Origin of the sequence: Roseovarius sp. SK2, assembly GCF_028807495.1 — a bacterium.
GTDB classification, from domain to species: Bacteria; Pseudomonadota; Alphaproteobacteria; order Rhodobacterales; family Rhodobacteraceae; genus Roseovarius; species Roseovarius confluentis.
The window spans coordinates 102,414-118,794 of sequence record NZ_JARAMK010000010.1 but is presented as its reverse complement, the minus strand read 5'-3'; the positions used below and the strand labels follow the sequence as shown (position 1 = coordinate 118,794).

The 16,381-nt window shown below is 60.4% G+C and carries 16 protein-coding genes; 5 read left to right on the top strand and 11 right to left on the bottom strand.

Annotated features, from left to right (window positions below):
* Positions 1-58 precede the first annotated feature (58 nt).
* Positions 59-1,366: an HlyC/CorC family transporter gene (locus PVV74_RS17655; protein ID WP_103761070.1), complete on the top strand. Its 1,308-nt coding sequence runs from the start codon at positions 59-61 to the stop codon at positions 1,364-1,366.
* A 199-nt stretch (positions 1,367-1,565) separates the two neighbouring features.
* On the opposite strand, the gene PVV74_RS17650 is transcribed toward PVV74_RS17655, so the two are convergent.
* A complete protein-coding gene (locus PVV74_RS17650) occupies positions 1,566-2,441 on the bottom strand; it encodes a PA0069 family radical SAM protein (RefSeq protein ID WP_274594207.1) in 876 nt (291 codons plus the stop codon).
* Between the two features lie 373 nt (positions 2,442-2,814).
* Positions 2,815-3,084: a helix-turn-helix domain-containing protein gene (locus tag PVV74_RS17645; RefSeq protein WP_274594151.1), complete on the bottom strand. Its 270-nt coding sequence runs from the start codon at positions 3,082-3,084 to the stop codon at positions 2,815-2,817.
* Between the two features lie 69 nt (positions 3,085-3,153).
* Between PVV74_RS17645 and PVV74_RS17640 the strand changes: the two genes are divergently transcribed.
* From PVV74_RS17640 to PVV74_RS17630, 3 genes are read left to right on the top strand one after another with little or no spacing between them, the layout of a single operon-like run.
* Positions 3,154-3,561: a hypothetical protein gene (locus tag PVV74_RS17640; RefSeq protein WP_274594150.1), complete on the top strand. Its 408-nt coding sequence runs from the start codon at positions 3,154-3,156 to the stop codon at positions 3,559-3,561.
* A 13-nt stretch (positions 3,562-3,574) separates the two neighbouring features.
* Positions 3,575-3,970: a hypothetical protein gene (locus PVV74_RS17635; RefSeq protein WP_274594149.1), complete on the top strand. Its 396-nt coding sequence runs from the start codon at positions 3,575-3,577 to the stop codon at positions 3,968-3,970.
* A complete protein-coding gene (locus tag PVV74_RS17630; protein WP_274594148.1) occupies positions 3,949-4,218 on the top strand; it encodes a type II toxin-antitoxin system CcdA family antitoxin in 270 nt (89 codons plus the stop codon). The genes PVV74_RS17635 and PVV74_RS17630 overlap by 22 nt, the downstream gene beginning before the upstream one ends.
* Positions 4,219-4,353: 135 nt before the next feature.
* Here PVV74_RS17630 and PVV74_RS17625 read toward each other — a convergent pair whose 3' ends face one another.
* From PVV74_RS17625 to PVV74_RS17615, 3 genes are all read right to left on the bottom strand, one after another.
* Positions 4,354-4,776 (bottom strand): hypothetical protein, encoded by a 423-nt coding sequence (locus PVV74_RS17625; RefSeq protein ID WP_274594147.1) that lies wholly within the window; start codon positions 4,774-4,776, stop codon positions 4,354-4,356.
* Positions 4,777-4,875: 99 nt separating this feature from the next.
* Positions 4,876-5,172 carry a hypothetical protein gene (locus PVV74_RS17620; protein WP_274594146.1) on the bottom strand — a complete coding sequence of 99 codons (297 nt, stop codon included), beginning with the start codon at positions 5,170-5,172 and terminating at the stop codon, positions 4,876-4,878.
* The gene (locus tag PVV74_RS17615; protein ID WP_274594145.1) at positions 5,153-7,183 is read right to left on the bottom strand and encodes a PHP domain-containing protein; all 2,031 of its coding nucleotides are present in this window, start codon (positions 7,181-7,183) and stop codon (positions 5,153-5,155) included. Before PVV74_RS17615 ends, PVV74_RS17620 begins: the two co-directional genes overlap by 20 nt.
* A 217-nt stretch (positions 7,184-7,400) precedes the next feature.
* Between PVV74_RS17615 and PVV74_RS17610 the strand changes: the two genes are divergently transcribed.
* Positions 7,401-7,673 (top strand): hypothetical protein, encoded by a 273-nt coding sequence (locus PVV74_RS17610; protein ID WP_274594144.1) that lies wholly within the window; start codon positions 7,401-7,403, stop codon positions 7,671-7,673.
* 649 nt (positions 7,674-8,322) lie between these two features.
* Here the strand turns inward: PVV74_RS17610 and PVV74_RS17605 are convergent.
* Genes PVV74_RS17605 through PVV74_RS17580 form a run of 6 tightly spaced genes read right to left on the bottom strand, consistent with a single transcriptional unit; the run spans position 8,323 to position 16,287 of the window.
* The gene (locus tag PVV74_RS17605; RefSeq protein WP_274594143.1) at positions 8,323-9,582 is read right to left on the bottom strand and encodes a benzoate/H(+) symporter BenE family transporter; all 1,260 of its coding nucleotides are present in this window, start codon (positions 9,580-9,582) and stop codon (positions 8,323-8,325) included.
* Between the two features lie 38 nt (positions 9,583-9,620).
* Complete coding sequence (locus tag PVV74_RS17600) at positions 9,621-10,442, bottom strand: enoyl-CoA hydratase/isomerase family protein (protein ID WP_254703961.1); 822 nt, start codon at positions 10,440-10,442, stop codon at positions 9,621-9,623.
* A gap of 20 nt (positions 10,443-10,462) precedes the next feature.
* Positions 10,463-11,992, bottom strand: coding sequence for an AMP-binding protein (locus tag PVV74_RS17595; RefSeq protein WP_274594142.1), 1,530 nt, complete (start codon positions 11,990-11,992; stop codon positions 10,463-10,465).
* On the bottom strand, positions 11,985-12,491 hold the full coding sequence (locus PVV74_RS17590) for a (2Fe-2S)-binding protein (protein ID WP_274594141.1): 507 nt from the start codon (positions 12,489-12,491) through the stop codon (positions 11,985-11,987). The genes PVV74_RS17595 and PVV74_RS17590 overlap by 8 nt, the downstream gene beginning before the upstream one ends.
* Positions 12,479-13,306 (bottom strand): FAD binding domain-containing protein, encoded by an 828-nt coding sequence (locus tag PVV74_RS17585; protein ID WP_274594140.1) that lies wholly within the window; start codon positions 13,304-13,306, stop codon positions 12,479-12,481. Before PVV74_RS17585 ends, PVV74_RS17590 begins: the two co-directional genes overlap by 13 nt.
* Positions 13,303-16,287 carry a xanthine dehydrogenase family protein molybdopterin-binding subunit gene (locus PVV74_RS17580; RefSeq protein ID WP_274594139.1) on the bottom strand — a complete coding sequence of 995 codons (2,985 nt, stop codon included), beginning with the start codon at positions 16,285-16,287 and terminating at the stop codon, positions 13,303-13,305. The genes PVV74_RS17585 and PVV74_RS17580 overlap by 4 nt, the downstream gene beginning before the upstream one ends.
* Between the last annotated feature and the right edge of the window lie 94 nt (positions 16,288-16,381).

Sequence of the window (16,381 nt, the reverse complement as noted above, 5' to 3'; positions counted from 1 at the left end):
TGAATGACCGGCGTCCACGCCCCATAACCCCTGCAACGCATAACGTGACTATTGGACAATGGACCCCGCCTTAACAACCTTTGACACTGCCTTCTGGATCTCCGCCGGTGCGATCCTGCTGCTTCTTGTTCTGTCCGCCTGCTTCTCGGGCAGTGAAACCGCGCTGACCGCCGCATCGCGCGGCAAGCTGCGGGCCCGCGCCGACAAGGGGTCGAAAGGCGCCGAGCGGGCGCTGCAGATCACCGAGGACAACGAGCGGCTGATCGGCTCGGTCCTGCTGGGCAACAACCTTGTGAATATCCTGGCGACCTCGCTGGCGACGGCGCTGTTTACCCGCGCCTTCGGCGAGAGCGGCGTGGCGCTGGCGACGCTGGTGATGACGCTTCTGGTCCTGATCTTTGCCGAGGTGCTGCCCAAGACCTACGCGATCACCAATGCCGAGGCGGCGGCGTCGCATGCCGCTCCGGTCATTCGCTGGGTGATCGTCGTGTTCTCGCCCGTGGTATCGGCGGTGCGCCTGCTGGTGCGCGGCGTGCTGCGGGTGTTCGGGGTGAAGACCGACCCCGACAGCCAGATCCTGGCCGTGCGCGAGGAAATCGCCGGGGCTCTCTACCTTGGCCACTCCGAGGGCGTGGTGGAAAAGGAGGACCGTGACCGGATCCTTGGCGCGCTGGACTTGGGCGACCGCGCGGTCGAGGAAATCATGCTTCACCGCAGCCAGATCGAAATGATCGACGCGGCGCTGGAACCCGAGGCGATCCTGGACCAGTGCCTGAAATCCAACCACACGCGCCTGCCGATCTATCGCGACGATCCCGACAACATCATCGGGGTGGTGCACGCCAAGGACTTGCTGCGCGCCATGCACACGCTTGCCCTGCAGGCCGAGGGCGCGCGCGGCGCCTTGGCGACGTTCGATATCTGCGACGTCGCGATGGAGCCCTATTTCGTGCCGGAGACCACCACGCTCGATGACCAGATGCGGCAATTCCTGCGGATGCGGAGCCATTTTGCGCTGGTGGTGGACGAGTATGGTGACTTGCAGGGGCTGATTACGCTGGAAGATATCCTGGAAGAGATCGTGGGCGAGATCACCGACGAGTTCGACCCGGACGGCGACCACCCCGTGGGGCGCAGCGATGACGGGCAGTTCCTGGTGGACGGGGGCACGACGATTCGCGATCTGAACCGGGCGACGGACTGGACGCTCCCGGATGACGAGGCCAACACGGTGGCAGGTCTTGTGATCTACGAGGCGCAGATCATCCCGGAAGTGGGACAGGTGTTCAATTTTCACGGCTTCCGGTTCGAGGTGGTGGAGAAGGAAGACAACCGGCTGACCAAGTTGAAGGTGCGTAAATTGTAGCGCGGGTGTGGTGGGTTTTCACCCACCCTACGGAGGCATCGAGGTCCCGGGTCAAGCCCGGGACGGGATGCGCGTAATTCGGGGCGCAGTGGTGGGGTGCGACCCCACCCTACGGCAGCCGGCAGGTCCCGGCGCGATGTCGTGCGGACCCGTAGGGTGGGTGAAAGCCCACGCGCGGACGCCGATGTGATCGCTTATCTCAAAACAACTCCATCTGGTCCCCGGCCCGTGCGGGCGGTTCAAACAGATCACATCGCAGCGGCGGCTGCTTGGCATCCAGCCCCAGCCGCCTTGCAGCCACCTTGAACCGCTGCGCCACCATCTCGGCGTAAGGCCCTGACCCGCGCATCCGGCGCCCCCAATCCGCGGCGTAATCCTTGCCGCCATGCATGTCGCGCACATGGCCCATGACGCGGGCGGCCCGGTCGGGGCAGGTCGCGGCCAGCCATTCGCGGAACAGCGGCGAGACCTCCAGCGGCAGGCGCAGCATGATCCAACTCGCCGCCTCGGCCCCTGCCCCGGCAACGGATTTCAGTATCGGCTCGATCTCGTGGCAGGTCAGGCCCGGGATCACCGGCGACACCATGGCGCGTACGGGGATACCCGCACTAGCCAGCCGCTCGATCACTTTCAGCCGCCGCGCCGGGGCCGGTGCGCGCGGCTCCATCGCGCGCGACAGCGCCGCGTCGAGCGTGGTGACGGAAATGCCCACCCGTGCCAGCCCGCGCGCGGCCATGTCCGACAGGATGTCGATGTCGCGCTCCACCAGGCTGCCCTTGGTGACGATGGCGACGGGGTGGTTGAACTGTGACAGAACCTGGAGGCAGGCGCGCATGATGCCATGAGTCTTTTCGATGGGTTGGTACGGATCGGTATTGGTGCCGATGGCGATGGGCCGAACCTTGTAGCCGGGCTTGCGCAGTTCCGCGACCAGCACCTCGGGGGCGTCGGGGCGGGCGACCAGCCGGGTTTCGAAATCAAGCCCCGCCGACAGGCCGAGCCAGGCGTGGCTGGGCCGGGCGAAGCAATAGATGCACCCCGAATAAATAAGAAGTGCTTTTTGGCTATTTTGTATGTATGCCTCGGAATAAAAAGGGCTAATTCCGCCACCATTCCCATAACTGTAAGTGTACACAAAAATGCATTCTCTACAATTCCACCGCTCAAGGTCGGCGGGTGTCCCGGGTGCAGATCGCATACGCGATCTGTCCCGACGGCGGGCCTAAGGATCGAGCCACAGGTCTCGATCCCTCCAACGGCCCGCCGCCGCGCCCGTGAGCCTTTCACCCGCCTTGACGGCGTCTTGCTTGGTTCGGCCTGCGGCCCCCTGCCGCCGGTTCTGCGACCCGCCGACAACGGCAGCATCAGCCAAGCAAGACGCCGTCAACCCTGAGCTCTTTGCATCGCAATACTGAGGCCATTGCCCATTCGTGCGCTTCGAAGCTTTTTCACTCGAAAGGCTTTTCTGGTATTCGGCGCGGTAGATCGGTGAGGTGCTCCCTTATGAAGGCATACGGATCAATGTCCAATGCTCTTAGCCAGATGCAAAATTCTACAATGTCCAGACGGCGCTCGCAAAGTTCTACCTTGGCCACATAAGAAGGCGGCTTCCCTAAACGCTCTGCCAAATCCTTTTGTGAAACACCCCTTTGACTGCGGAGACCAACCAGAGCTTTGGTGACATTCCGGTATTCTTTCGTGTGTTGTGTGCCCGCCATGCTGCCTCTCCGGCTATAGACACACCCGCGTACCTCATGCTACTACCCACTCCCAAAATGGGAGTGATCATGAATACTCAGGACTTTGTCTACCTTGATGTCCGATGGCGAGAAGATGGGTGGCTTGAAGCCATCCGGTTGCGATTGTCAGGCTGGCTGCCTGACAATCTTGTGGCGCAGGGCGTCGAGAAAGGCGTTTTTGAGGAAGTCCGGACACGGGATCGGAAGTATTTCGGGCTGTCGGCAAGAGGCCTTGCTTTGACCGACGTCCGCCCGCACAGCCTTGCGAATGAGAACTGCAGCCAACTGGCGCAAGTGCTTTTGTTGAATGGATACAGCGAGGAATGGATCAAAGCCGGGGGCGACGGATCCGTTGAGTGTCCTGAAGCCCTTCTGGAAGCTACCTATCGGGCAAAGCTGATGTCATTCCTTAGCCCCACTTCCCTAAGCTCAACAGCGGGAAACCCGATGCTCTGACAACGGGACTGACATGGCATCCCCGATCTATCGATTTCCAGAGATTCAGGCGACTATGGATAGGTCGCTGGAAGCGGCCAAACAATTCGATCAAGATGCGATTGCTGTCCTGTGCTGGTTGGACGCGGAATATCCAGAACTGCTCTTTAGTACAGAGGTGCAACGGCTTTACACCTGCGGAGATGAAGAACACGCACATGCTGAGCCACGGGTAACGGAAGGCACCGGTGTAGGCGGGCAGCTGCCACATCTTTCGTGGTGCGCGCACCATAGGTCGCCTGCAAATGCGCCCGCTGATCCGCGCCAAAACACCACCGGAGCGGACGATTTCCTGCTGATTGTAGTGGCGATCGATCGCGACGATTACAGCCATGTGAAGGTATTACAATGGAACGCCATGGTTTGGTAGCAGCGCCAAAATGTAAGGTTTCTCTGATGCTCGATATTGAAGCTCTCAGGAGCGCGAAAGAATTCGAGATCAACGTCTCTGCAGTCGTCGAGGTCGCGCTCGTCGAGGCCGTCGTGGAATCTCGTTGCAAAAAATGGCTTGAAGAGAATGCAAACGCTTTTGCGGCCCAATCGGGTTGGCACGAGCATCATGGACACCCTCTCGCGGGCATCATTATACCGCCCTCCAAATCTTCATGGACTTCCTAACCCGTTGTGTGGTCACCGCAGTCTCGGAAGAGCGCGCTCTGTTGCAGAGCCAGACGAGGGATCGGCATCGCGAAGCGCTCAATAATATGCGCCGTCGGTAGGAGTTAGGAGGATGGTGATCTTGCCGTTGGGCGTTCAGGCCGGGCGCTCCTGCGCAAGAGGCAGGCACTCCAAACCAAACTCATCAGACACTCTCAGGATGGCGGGCTCCATTCGCGTGGCGCGGATCGCCTTGAGAACACGCGCTCCGAAGGCATCGTCGCCGATGTCGCCGCGAAACAGGATGGTTTCGTACTGCTGTGCCAGATCTATGCCCTTATATGCGACGCCCAGCCTTGCCTCGGCGATGAGTGGATCGATCAAGCCATACCAGATCGTCGTGAAGTCGCCATCCCGTGTGAGATACACGTTCAGTCGCAGCGTATCGCGACTATCCATGACAATATCAGGACAGTGACACTCGAACCACTGCAGGCCACCGGGGCCCTCCAGGTCCAGCTTTCGGAAGCCGTACCGTTCGGGCGCGAAGGGAGACTGTGAGGGAGAGTAAGCGATCATGCGCCTCCTCTATGCTGTCGCGGGCATCTGACAAGGGCAAGCGACTTGGGCTTCAGCTTGCCGGCGGTGCGACCAGTTCGCGGCGGATTGCGGGTAAGATTACTTAGGAGCGTACTTCTTGATCTCATCAAGATAGAGGGTTTCGCTCTCGTCCTTAAACCTGCTTTTTTCTTCGGCGAGTTGAGACAACTTTTCGAAGATACCACGATAAATTATGGCGTGTGCCTGATTGCTCACGCTCTGATCATCCGGGGAGTCCATCTCAACATCGTTATCAAGATACAAGTCCAAGAGTTTGAGCAAGGCGTTTTTGTCAATCGTGTCGATGGGCTGCCACCCACCGCCTTGTTCAAGGCAAAAGTATCCATTTTCCTTTTCAATCTTTAAGACTTTCATAGCTCTGCCTTCTTTCGTCATATGCTTCTGAACCCGCTTCGAGGCTGCCAAGGACTATATCAAGAGTATCTACCTCAGTGCCGTCTGGAGATGTTAGTTTTTTGCTGGTCGGATAGCCTGAGTATGCGCGCCAAACGACTTCGCCACCTTCAATGGCCTTCCGAGTAAACAGCAAATAGTCTGGCTTAATGGTCATGCCGACAGTATTGTTATGCGTGACCACGACAACCGGCATCTTCTTAGCCATCTCTTTTATGAGAGTGTTCACGTCGTCTTTCAGGAATGAGTTATCAAACGATGACTCAGGCTCATCGATCAAAAGCATTTCGTGGTCCGCAGCTCCTTCGATCTCGTCCAGCAGGAAAAACTCGGACCTTTCGCCGCCCGACGCATCAAATCCATCCTTGTTCAGGATACGATAGTCGATTTTCACGAAGTACATCGAGAAGTCCGCGGGCTTCACATCTCCGCCAATCGCTTTCAACTCCTGCAAAAACTTGTATGGCTCGTTGTATGTTTTGAATGCATTTGAGAATGATGCTGGGCGTCGCCTCAGCACATTCCACATTTCTTGAGCACCGCTAAAGGGCCGGACTTCGGCGACAACGGAAAAACCGCGCATACTTTTGCGCAAAGGTGTTTTTGGCACTCTGGACAGCTTCGAAATGTCTTCGAACTTGCCTATTTTTCTCTTGTTCAAAGCAACATCATACAAGTCGACGTCAGATATCCTCGGTGCTGCTGACCGCAGTTGGAGCTTGGATTTAATGTTTTGGACAAGGTCGTTGACCCAAGCTCTTTTCAATCTCAGTTCTTCTTGGCGTGCATACTCCTGGATAAGGTCGACGTAGAGGGCGACAAGGCTGTCACGAGCAAGATGTTTGGCAATGGTCTCCTTGAACTCAACGTTGCTGATAAGATTCTTGGTCGAAGCGATCAGGTCTTTGAGGCCCTTAAGGTTCCGATCTGGAAATGGGTCCTCGCTGTAGATCTTGGCCTTTGAAAAAGCATCGTGCCTTTCCCGCTCGCGGGCAAAGTCCAACAGCGAAGAGAGGTACGTTTCAACTTGGCGCTCATCTTCTTCCAAGTCGATGTCCAGAACATCTTCAATGACCTGTTGCAGCGCCGCCAAATAATCTTTCGAAAAAAGGCCCTGCTTACGTGTCAGGTATGAATTAAACTTCTTTTCATCCTCGTCGGAATCTCGAGCTACCAAAGCAAATTGCCGTATGTGGTAGGCTTCGGGAAAGCGCTTCTTAAGCGCCTCAAGCGTGTGTGACTTGCCCGACGACCTGTCACCTAAGATTACATTCAGACCTGTTGAGAGCTGTTGACCGTTCTCAAATACTTGAAATAGTCGGTTTCCGTCTGCTTCTGAAAGCGCGACCTTGGTTTTGTCACGAAAGCATTCTCTGATCGCGCTAAAGGTCGGTTCGCTACAATCCAAATAGGTTTGACGGGTGGGCAAGGGATCGAGATCATCTCGGACACGACAGTCACTAAAGTATACAGGCACCAATCTCTCGGCACTGTTCATACAGTACATAAATTTTTTGACGCTGCTCACCTCCCCCGCCGTCACATGTGGAGCGAGTTGGGCGAGCGTGGTCTCATCTATTGCTGGTTTTTTGTCATAGTGAGGGATCAGTATGTAGTTGCTCAGGTCGCCAAAGATGTTTTTGAATTCTTCAATGGAGACAGAGGCTCCCACCTCTGCACAAAGAGCGGTGACCTGACTGCATTGTGCTTCAAATCCATCCAGATCTTGCCCGTCACTGAACACGAGGATTTGAGACTTACAAAGATCAACTTCAATGCCCGGAAATACGGGTACTGAAACAGAGTTCCTGATCCTGACAAACTGATCCTTATCGAACAGATTGTGATTGGTGATAGCAATGCAGTCGAGGTCTGCACTCGCGATGTATTCATCAAGTTTCGCTGGGGAAAATTCAAATGCTGCATCAAGAATGCTCGTTTTTGTGTGAATGTGCAAATCGATCTTGATCAAGAGGAAGCGTCCAGTTTCGAGTAAACTCTGCCAAGAATTACCCGTGTGACGCTTTTGTTGAAACCCCCTATGCGGGACTGTGCTGCCGTTTCAGAAATATCTACAACCACCCGAGTCGCCTCACTCTGGTCACACTGTTTTCTGAAGAATTGCGAACAAGTTCGTTTTGCTTCAGGTCTCAGAACATTATCCAGAAGAAACTTAGCAGTGGGCAGAAATGATGGGATGGACGGTGGGCACCTGTATTTTCATGACTTTCGTCATTGCCACGTTGTTAGAAGTAGTTGGTATTTTCTTGTTGTGGAAATCAACGGGTGAAACGCAAACTATCCGCTCGGCCTATGGTTACGCGTCTAATTCACTTCGCGGAAGTTTAGAGAATAACCGTTTCAAGCCACTTGCATTCTTTGCTGCTTCACTGGCAGTTGCTGCTCGAGCCGCATTCCTACTCACTGTTGTCGTCCTGATTTGGCACTTCGCAACCCAATAAACGGCAGCCTTCATAAAGATCCAGCTGTAGGCGTGCGCATACTTCTTCGCGCGCACGTGTGGAAAATCAGCATCTTGGCGCCGTTTTAAGCGCAAATTATTTCGGCTTCCACGCCCATATTTTTTCGCTTCATTGCCGAAGCTCTGCTGCAATCACACGCAGAACCAGAAATCCGATGTAGAAGATGAGATTTGGGGCGTTGGCAACGGAATCTCGAGTTTTCAAAACCCTGTTGAAGCCATTCATGTAGCCTCTCCATCGGCGATAGCACGCAATGGGCGGAGAGTTGACCTTCGCTGCGGACGGTATGAATGTCGGCTGTCAGGACATAATCCTGCCATGCGTAACGAGTGCTCGATTTGCGCTAACGCTGCGAAGCAGCTCCGGTATGAGGGCAGCAAGCGTCTGTTCATCGCAAATGCAAAAATATCGAGAAACTCTGGGAGAATTTCAAGGCAAAACAAATGGCGAGCGAGACACGCCACCATACCGAAATCCCGGAACGCCAGCGCAATGATGGAAACTTAATGTTTGTCGACGTCCCGCCAGTCAACGGGATTGCGGCGGCGGCAGATTCAACTTTCATGAGGGGCGTCGTGTTTTGACGGACGCCCCCCGTTTGATTGCTGGCGCGACTTGGCACTGTCCTTCAGGACGCCGAGTTCGCCACGGGCTGGGATTTGACCACCCCTTCGTTCAGAACAGATACCGCGGCGCCCGCAACCAAGGCCCAGAAGGGCGCGCTGATGCTTAGGAACGACACGTTCGACATCGCCACTATCAGGGCGACGAAGGCTCCGATCTGGTGGCCCGCTTTCCGGTCGAAGGCGGACTGGAATGCGCTCAGTAGAACAGTGATCATCGCCAGGCCCGCCACCGCGCCGATCAGGGGCCCTGGCAGCGCCATGATGAGCGGCACCGCAACCCCGGCGAATATCCCGAAGGCGGCGAAGAGCACGCCGTTAAGCACCGTGGCCGCATAGCGCCTTTCAGGATTCTCACCTGCCTGATCGGAGGAACAGATCGCGGTCATGGGTCCCGCGATATTGGCGTTATGCCCGCCGATGAACCCGGCCAGCATGCCGCCGATGCCCGAGATCACGGTCATAGCGTTGATCGGAGGACGGTAGCCCTCGGCGTAGAGTACCCCGATGGCCTGCGCGTTCTCGGCCCCAATCACGAGCACGGCCAGCGGCACGGCGATGGCCAAGAACGCGTCGACCGTAAAGACGGGTGCGGTGAATTCCGGTGCTACAAAGCTGATTGCCGCCTCGCCCCCCTGGAAGCCTCCGGTTAGGGCTACGGCCACGAGGCCGACGACAAGCGCCGTCAGCACCGGCGGGACGGCCCGCAGGAACCGCATCGACAGGAAGAAGGCGATGGTCGCCGCACCGACCACGATGGGCAGTTTCTCGATTGAGGTAACCGCGCCGATACCGAAACGGATGAGCGCCCCCGCGATCATCGCCATCACGATGGGCATCGGAAGCCAGCGCATCACCTTGCCGATTAGTCCGGTGATCCCCAGCACGAAGACCATCGCGCCCGCCATCAGGAATGCCCCGACCGCCTGTTCGAACGGGAATGTCCCAAGCGCACCTGCGACCAGCGCGGCCCCGGGGATGGAGTAAGCCCCCGTCACAGGCAGCTTGTAGTAAAGCGCCATGAATAGGCTGATCAGCCCGCCGAGCCCGTAGATCGCCAGAAGCCAGGCCACGGTCTGACCTTCGGTCAGACCGCCATTATTGGCGGCACCGATCACGATCAGAGCAGGCCCTGAGCATCCGAAGATGGCCGCGACCAGTCCCGCGCTCGCCGTTTTGATTCCCAGCGCGTCGCGCAGGCCCGAAAGGCCTGCGCCGAAGCCCGGTCCTTTCTCAATCCAGTTTGTCTTTTCCGTCCGTTCCATTCAGGTTTCCCTCCCTTGATTTTGGTTGCGTAGCCGTCTCAGCGGCCGGTAAATTCGGGCTTGCGTTTGGCGTGAAAAGCCTCGACGCCCTCGCGGAAATCTTCCGATTGACGCAAGCGGCTGTAGTTCAGCCCTTCCATCTCGATCGCGGTGCTGAGAAGCGCGTCGTCGGTATCGTTCAGCAGCTTCTTTGCGGTGCGTTGCGCAATCGGTGAAAATTCACGGAGTTCATTCACGAGGTCGGTCACCGCCTGTTCGAGATCGCCATCTGGCACGCATTCGGTAGCGATGCCCCAGTCAAGCGCCTGCTGGCCCTTGATGCGCTTTGAGCGCATGACAATGTCTTTCGTCCGCGTCACGCCGACGATCTTCTGCAGCCGGGCGGACCCCCCCGATCCCGGGATCTGGCCCAGCTTCTGTTCGGGCAGCGCATAGCGGCAGGTCTCGGACACGATGCGGAAATCGCAGGCCAATGACAGCTCGAACCCCACGCCGAAAGCGTAACCGCGATTGGCCGCGATCACCGGCTTGGAGCAGCGCGCAGGGGCCGCCACGTTCCAGGCGAGGTGCGAGACATGCTCGGGACTGGCCTCGAGGAAGCCTTTGATATTGCCGCCCGAGGAAAAATGCTCGCCCTCGGCGGAGACGACGATGATGCGCACGCGGTCATCTTCATCAAGTGCCTCGAAGACAAGGCGCAGCTGATCGCGGGCACCCATCGAGATCACGTTGTAGGGCGGCCGCGCGAGGACGATGTCCGCGCGTTCGCTGGCTTCATCGAGCTGAACGCGAAAACCGTCGAGCTTGGAGAGGCGCGGATCGGTGAAGGTCATCGTCTCGGTCATCGGAGTTTCTTTCATCTGGATGTCTTTCTCTGGAGTTACGCAGTTGTGGTTTCGGCTGGTTCGACCTCGTATTCGCCTGCAACCAGCAGGCGGCGGAGGAGCTTGCCGACAGGGGATTTCGGGATTTCGCGCACGAAGACGTAGCGGCGCGGGCGGCGGAAATTAGACAAGTCAGAGTCGCGGCAATGGGCGTCGAGTTCGTCTTCGGTGACCTTTTCGCCGCGCTTGACGAAGGCGGTAACGACCTTGCCCCAGCGTGCATCCGGCAGGCCGACCACGGCGACCTCGGCCACGGCGGGGTGCAGCGACAGGCAGCTTTCGACCTCGACGGGTGATACGTTCTCGCCTCCGGTGATGATCATGTCATCGGCCCGGCCGGTGACGAACAGATCGCCATCTTCGTCGAAGTGCCCGCAATCGCCGGTGAAGTACCAGCCGTCGCGAATAGCCTTCTTGTCCGCTTCGGGGCGGTTCCAGTAGCCCTCGAAAGCTTCATCTCCCTGCATGGAGGCGACGATTTCGCCTTCTTGTCCGGGTGCACAGGTCTGGCTGACATCGGTCGTGCCCAGCGGAACCACGCGCAGTCTCTGGTTGATCGCAGCGCGGCCCGCTGATCCGGGTTTGGCGGCAGCGTCCTGACAGATGGAAAATGTGTAGATCTCGGAAGAGCCGTAATGATTCACGAAAAGCTCGGGCCGAAAAGCCTCTGCCAGTTTCTGCAAAAGACCGTCGGTCATGGACGCCCCGGCAAAACCGAGCTTTCGCACGCTGGCCACCCGGTGTGGCGTGAAGCTCGCGTGATTTACGATGTCGTGATAAAGCGTCGGCACCAGATAGAGATTGTCGACATCATGTCTTTCGATCGCATCGAGCGCGTCTGGTACATTGAAGCGCGGCAGGCACACGAAGGCACCGCCGATCACGCTGGCCGACAGGAGCGAACGGATCCCCATCGTGTGGTAGAGTGGCATCACGCCCAGCGTGCGCTCGCCATGCCCGTACATGTTCTGCGCCACATGGGCGATGGCCGCGGCCCGTTCGGCCCGGTGGCGGCGCGGCACGCCCTTGGGCTTCGAGGTCGTGCCGGATGTGTAAAGCATGACGGACATATCGTCGGCCCCGGCTTGCGGCGCCGCATCGGCGGCACGGCCTGCCAGCATTGCGGCAAGGCCCTGATCGCCATCCAACGGCAGTACGTTGAGGTCCGCCGCAAGGGCCGATCCGGCCACGGCCTCGGACGCGGCATCGTCATGCACCAGAACGCGGGCCTCACTGTCGCGCAGCGCATGGTCCAGTTCATCGGCGGTGACGCGCCAATTCACGGGCGTGATGACGATCCCGGCAATCTGGCAGGCCCAATGCAGCGAGGCATTCTCCCACCGGTTCTGCATCGCCGTGACCAGCATGTCGCCCTTGCGAAGTCCGATCTGGCCAAGCGCATCCACAAGCGCGCTGATCCGGCAATACCAGTCGGAATAGGTGATCGTCCGGTCGCCTTCGGCAATTGCCATCGCGCCGGGGTCGCGTTCGACGGACGCGATAAAGCTGGTTCCGAGGTCAAGCATCGATTGGTCCTCCCTTGATGCGGTTACGGGCGGCCAGCGCCGCCTGAACGATGGGCGCATAGCCGGTGCAGCGGCACAGGTGGCCCGAGAGCGCCTCGCGGATCGCGTCTTCCTCCGCGTCCGGTTGACGCGAAAACAGCGCGTCGAGGGTCATCAGAATGCCGGCCGTGCAAAAGCCGCATTGCAGCGCGAAATGTTCGCGGAAGGCCTCTTGCAGCGAGGTCAGCGCATCGCTCTTGCCCAGACCCTCGACCGTGCGGATCTCGCAGCCCTCGGCCTGTTGGGCGAGCATCAGGCACGCGCGGGCAGGCTCGCCGTCCACCTGCACTGTGCAGGCACCGCAGACGCCGTGTTCGCAACCAACATGGGTGCCCGTCGCGCCGATCTCGTGGCGCAGCACGTCGCTCAGAAGTTTGCGCGGGGAGACGCGGAGCGATACGGGCTGCCCGTTCAGGGTGAAGCGCAGCGCGTGCGTCTCGTCTTGGGTCAGTCGCGGCATGACGAAGCCTCCTTCAAGGTTGCGCGGCCGAGCTTGCGGACCAGGTCGCGGCGATAGCGCGCGGTGGCATGCAGGTCGTCGCGGGCCTTAAGGTGCCACGCGAACTCGTTCAGCCGGTCGTCGAGATCGGCTGTGTCTGCCGGCAGCTCGAGTGTGCGTGGCGTGTCGGCGACGCCGCCCACGGTCAGCGCGGCGGTGCCGTCAGGTCGGGCCACCGCAGCGCAGGCGACGATGGCAAAATCACCATGGCGGCGGGCGACCTCGCGGAAGGCGTAGCCGGTGCCCGTCTGCCTGGTCGGGAAGGTGACCGAGGCGATCATCTCTCCGGGGGCGAGGTCCGTGGACATCATGCCCTGAAAGAAACTCTGCGCCGCGACCGTCCGCGTCTTGCGGCGGCGGCGCAGGGTCACGCTGCCGCCGAGCGCGATCAGGCACAGCGGCAACTCGGCGCTGGGATCGGCATGGGCGACGGAGCCGCAGACCGTGCCGCGATTGCGCAGCTGCATGTGCCCCACCCAGGGAAGCGCGGCATGCACCAGCGGCAGGCGGTCTGCAAGATCGGGCCAGCGTTCCAGCGTGCTCTGGCGCACGGCGGCCCCAAGGGTGACACAGTCGCTCTTGGTCTCGATCCGCGACAGCTCGGGGATGCGGGTGATGTCGACAAGCGTTGCGGGACGCGCGAGGCGCATGTTCAGCATGGGCACCAACGACTGGCCGCCGGCGATGACGCGGGCCTCTGTGCCGCCCTGATGCAGCGCTTCCAGAGCCTCACTCATCTCCGTCGCCGCGACAAGATCGAACGGGGCGGGTTTCATGACCTGCCTCCTTTGGTGACTCGATTGAGAAGACTTCTCAGGCGGGCCATGGGGCCGCTCTGCGCGCCGCCGCCGCAATGGCGGGCCAGGGCGCGGAAAAACTCGCCGATCACGACCTTCGCCGCGCCGTCCAGAAGCCGTCCACCGACCGAGGCGACCTTGCCGCCGATCTCGGCCTCGTAGCGATAGGCGATCTCGGTGCCGCCTTCGGTGTCGGTCAGCGTGATGCGGCCTTGCCCGCCGCCCGTACCCAGTGCGCCCACGGCTTGCCCTGAAAGGGTGACCGCATTGGGCGGGTCGAGGTCTGACAGGTCGATACGAGCCTTGTAGCGCCCGCGCACGGGTCCGACGCCAAGCGTCACATCCGCCTCGAAGCGCGTCTTGCCGACCTTCTGGACGCCATGCGAGCCGGGAATGATCGCGTCGAGCGTCGCTGGGTCGAGCAACATCTGCCAGACATCCTCGCGGCTGGCCTGCACCACGGCGCGGCCTTCGCCGGTGAGCTTGCGGCCGCCTGCCGTGGCCTCGGCTTTCGTCTCGGGCACAGGCTCTTTCGGCGCGGGCTCCGCGCCGAAGATCAGAGGCGCAAGCTTGGATGCCGTCGCAGGCAACACGATGTCGGGCGCGCCTTCCTCGGAGGCCAGTGCGTCGGCCACCGCATTGGCGATGCAGACTGGCGTCGACATGCAGTTGCCCTCGCCCACACCCTTGGCCCCAAGCGGCGTGAACGGCGACGGTGTTTCGTGATGCAGGATGATCGGCTCGGGCACCTCCATCACCGTGGGCAACAGGTAATCGGCGAGCGTGCCCGACTGGAACGAACCGTCGGCACCGTATGAATATTCCTCGAGGAACGCGGCGCCGACCGCCTGGGCAAAGCCGCCCCGCACCTGGCCATCGACCATGGCCGGGTGCAGGATCCGTCCGCAATCGTGCATGGTCACGTAGCGGTCGATCCTTGGCTCGGCTGTATCGGGGTCGATTTCTATTCCACAGAAATCGAAGATGAACCCGTGACAGAGCGAGGAATTCACCCCATCCTGCGGCGTCGGTGCCTCCAACTGCGGCGGGGTCCAGTAGACGGTCTCGCGCATGGTCTGGTCCAAGCCATCGGGCAGCGTGCCCGGCGCCCAATGCGCCGTGGCGGCAACCCGTGCGAAGGACACGCTGTTGTCGGGATTGCCTGCGGCACCGATGCGGCCGGCCTCGAAGTTCACGTCGCCCGGCGGGATATTCAGCTGCGAGGCCGCGACCTTTGCCAGCTTGTCGCGCAATCGATCCGCCGCGATTTCGGTCGCACCAGCGACGGCGGGGGCAAAGCGCGATGCGTAATTTCCCGACGCGATAGACCAGCTATCGCGCATCGTGTCCACATCGGCCAGAACGCGCACCGCGTCTATCGGCAGGCCGAACTTGTCAGCCACGACCTGAGCCAAAACTGTCCGGTGGCCCTGGCCCTGGGGGACCGAGGCGACCTTGATCGTCACCGAGCCGAGCGGGTCGATGGAGATGGTCGCCGTTGCCTGCGCACCGTTCTTCGGCCCGGCCTTGGCGCGCTCTTCGGGTGTCAGGACGGTGGTGATGTAGCCCATGTTCGACACCGAGGGCTCCACCACGCAGGCAAAGCCTATGCCATAGCGCCGGCCTTCGGCGCGGGCCTTGTCGCGGCGGGCGTAAAGCTCGTCCAGCCCGCCTTCCGCGACGGCGCGGTCCAGCGCCGTGGCGTAGTCGCCCGAATCGTAAAGGGCACCGCTGGCCGTGCGGTAGGGAAAGGCTTTGGCGGGGATGAGATTGCGGCGGATGACCGCAAGCGGGTCCAGCCCGAGCTGCCGCGCAATGGTCTCCATCAACCGCTCGAGTGCGAAATAGATCTGCGGTCCGCCGAAGCCGCGATTGAGCCCCGTCGGCGTCTTGTTGGTCAGCACGATGCGGTTGCGGATCGCCAGGTTCGGGATGTCGTAGGCACCGGTCATGTTGCCGTGCATCCGGTAGAGCGTGGCAGGCTCTGGCGCGCGCAGATGAGCGCCGCAATCCTCGACCTGGTCCCAGTCGAGCGCGGTGATCCGTCCATCCGCCGCCACCGCCGCCTCTATCCGTGTCTGACGATTGGTGGCCGAGACGCTTGCCGACAGATGCTCCAGGCGGTCCTCGATCCACTTGACCGGTGCGCCCGCAATTCGCGCAGCGATAGCCGCAAGGATCATGTAAGGAAAAACACCCTGCTTGATCCCGAAGGAGCCGCCTGAGTCGGGCGGCGTACGCAGCCGCAGCCGGTTGCCCGGCACGTTCAGCGACCTGGCAACCACCGCATGGATCGAGAAGGGTCCCTGGAAATTCGCGGTGACGTCATAGGCATCCTCGCCGGCCTCGTAGCTGGCGATGACGCCGTAAGTCTCGATGGGCGTGCAGGCACTGCGCGGATAGGTGACGTCGATGCCGATCCGGTGCGTAGCGGCGTCGAAGGCCGCCTCGGGATCGCCGTAGCGGAAGCTGCGCTCGTTGATGAGATTGCCGCCGAGGCTGGGATGCAGCACCGGTGCGTCCGCGGCCAGCGCTGCCTCGGGCTCCAAGACGGCATCGAGCGGATCGTAGTCGACCTCGACAAGATCCGCGGCATCCTCGGCAAGGTAGCGGTCGGTCGCGACGATCATCGCCACCGGTTCGCCGACATACCGCACGCGGTCCACCGCCATGGGCCAGCATTCGACATCGGCTTTCACGCCGACGGTCATCGACCGGGTGCGCGCCGCAACATCTTCTCCGGTGATCACGGCAACGACGCCCGCCGCCTGCGCGGCCTTGGCAGTTTCGACTGACCGGATCGCCGCATGGCCGTGGGGCGAGCGGACAAAGGTCAGCGCCAAGGTGCCCGTGGCAACCGGCAGGTCGTCGATATAGCAGCCGCGACCGGACAGCAGCGCCGGGTCCTCGACGCGCAGCGCGGACCGGCCAAGCAGCTTCTCTGAAACTGTATCGTTCATGTCTCCTCCCGGCTTGGCATAAGCAAGCCCTTGGGAGAGGACGTTAGACGCAGGTCTGCTGGTCTTGCGATCCCGCCAGGTCTCAGACCTTACC

Excerpts from the sequence above, each read along its gene's own strand:
- PVV74_RS17590 (WP_274594141.1), bottom strand. The coding sequence starts at position 12,491 with ATGCCGCGACTGACCCAAGACGAGACGCACGCGCTGCGCTTCACCCTG.
- PVV74_RS17645 (WP_274594151.1), bottom strand. The coding sequence starts at position 3,084 with ATGGCGGGCACACAACACACGAAAGAATACCGGAATGTCACCAAAGCT.
- PVV74_RS17585 (WP_274594140.1), bottom strand. The coding sequence starts at position 13,306 with ATGAAACCCGCCCCGTTCGATCTTGTCGCGGCGACGGAGATGAGTGAG.
- PVV74_RS17605 (WP_274594143.1), bottom strand. The coding sequence starts at position 9,582 with ATGGAACGGACGGAAAAGACAAACTGGATTGAGAAAGGACCGGGCTTC.
- PVV74_RS17580 (WP_274594139.1), bottom strand. The coding sequence starts at position 16,287 with ATGAACGATACAGTTTCAGAGAAGCTGCTTGGCCGGTCCGCGCTGCGC.
- PVV74_RS17625 (WP_274594147.1), bottom strand. The coding sequence starts at position 4,776 with ATGATCGCTTACTCTCCCTCACAGTCTCCCTTCGCGCCCGAACGGTAC.
- PVV74_RS17635 (WP_274594149.1), top strand. The coding sequence starts at position 3,575 with ATGGCATCCCCGATCTATCGATTTCCAGAGATTCAGGCGACTATGGAT.
- PVV74_RS17610 (WP_274594144.1), top strand. The coding sequence starts at position 7,401 with ATGATGGGATGGACGGTGGGCACCTGTATTTTCATGACTTTCGTCATT.
- PVV74_RS17640 (WP_274594150.1), top strand. The coding sequence starts at position 3,154 with ATGAATACTCAGGACTTTGTCTACCTTGATGTCCGATGGCGAGAAGAT.
- PVV74_RS17630 (WP_274594148.1), top strand. The coding sequence starts at position 3,949 with ATGGAACGCCATGGTTTGGTAGCAGCGCCAAAATGTAAGGTTTCTCTG.
- PVV74_RS17655 (WP_103761070.1), top strand. The coding sequence starts at position 59 with ATGGACCCCGCCTTAACAACCTTTGACACTGCCTTCTGGATCTCCGCC.
- PVV74_RS17595 (WP_274594142.1), bottom strand. The coding sequence starts at position 11,992 with ATGCTTGACCTCGGAACCAGCTTTATCGCGTCCGTCGAACGCGACCCC.
- PVV74_RS17620 (WP_274594146.1), bottom strand. The coding sequence starts at position 5,172 with ATGAAAGTCTTAAAGATTGAAAAGGAAAATGGATACTTTTGCCTTGAA.
- PVV74_RS17600 (WP_254703961.1), bottom strand. The coding sequence starts at position 10,442 with ATGAAAGAAACTCCGATGACCGAGACGATGACCTTCACCGATCCGCGC.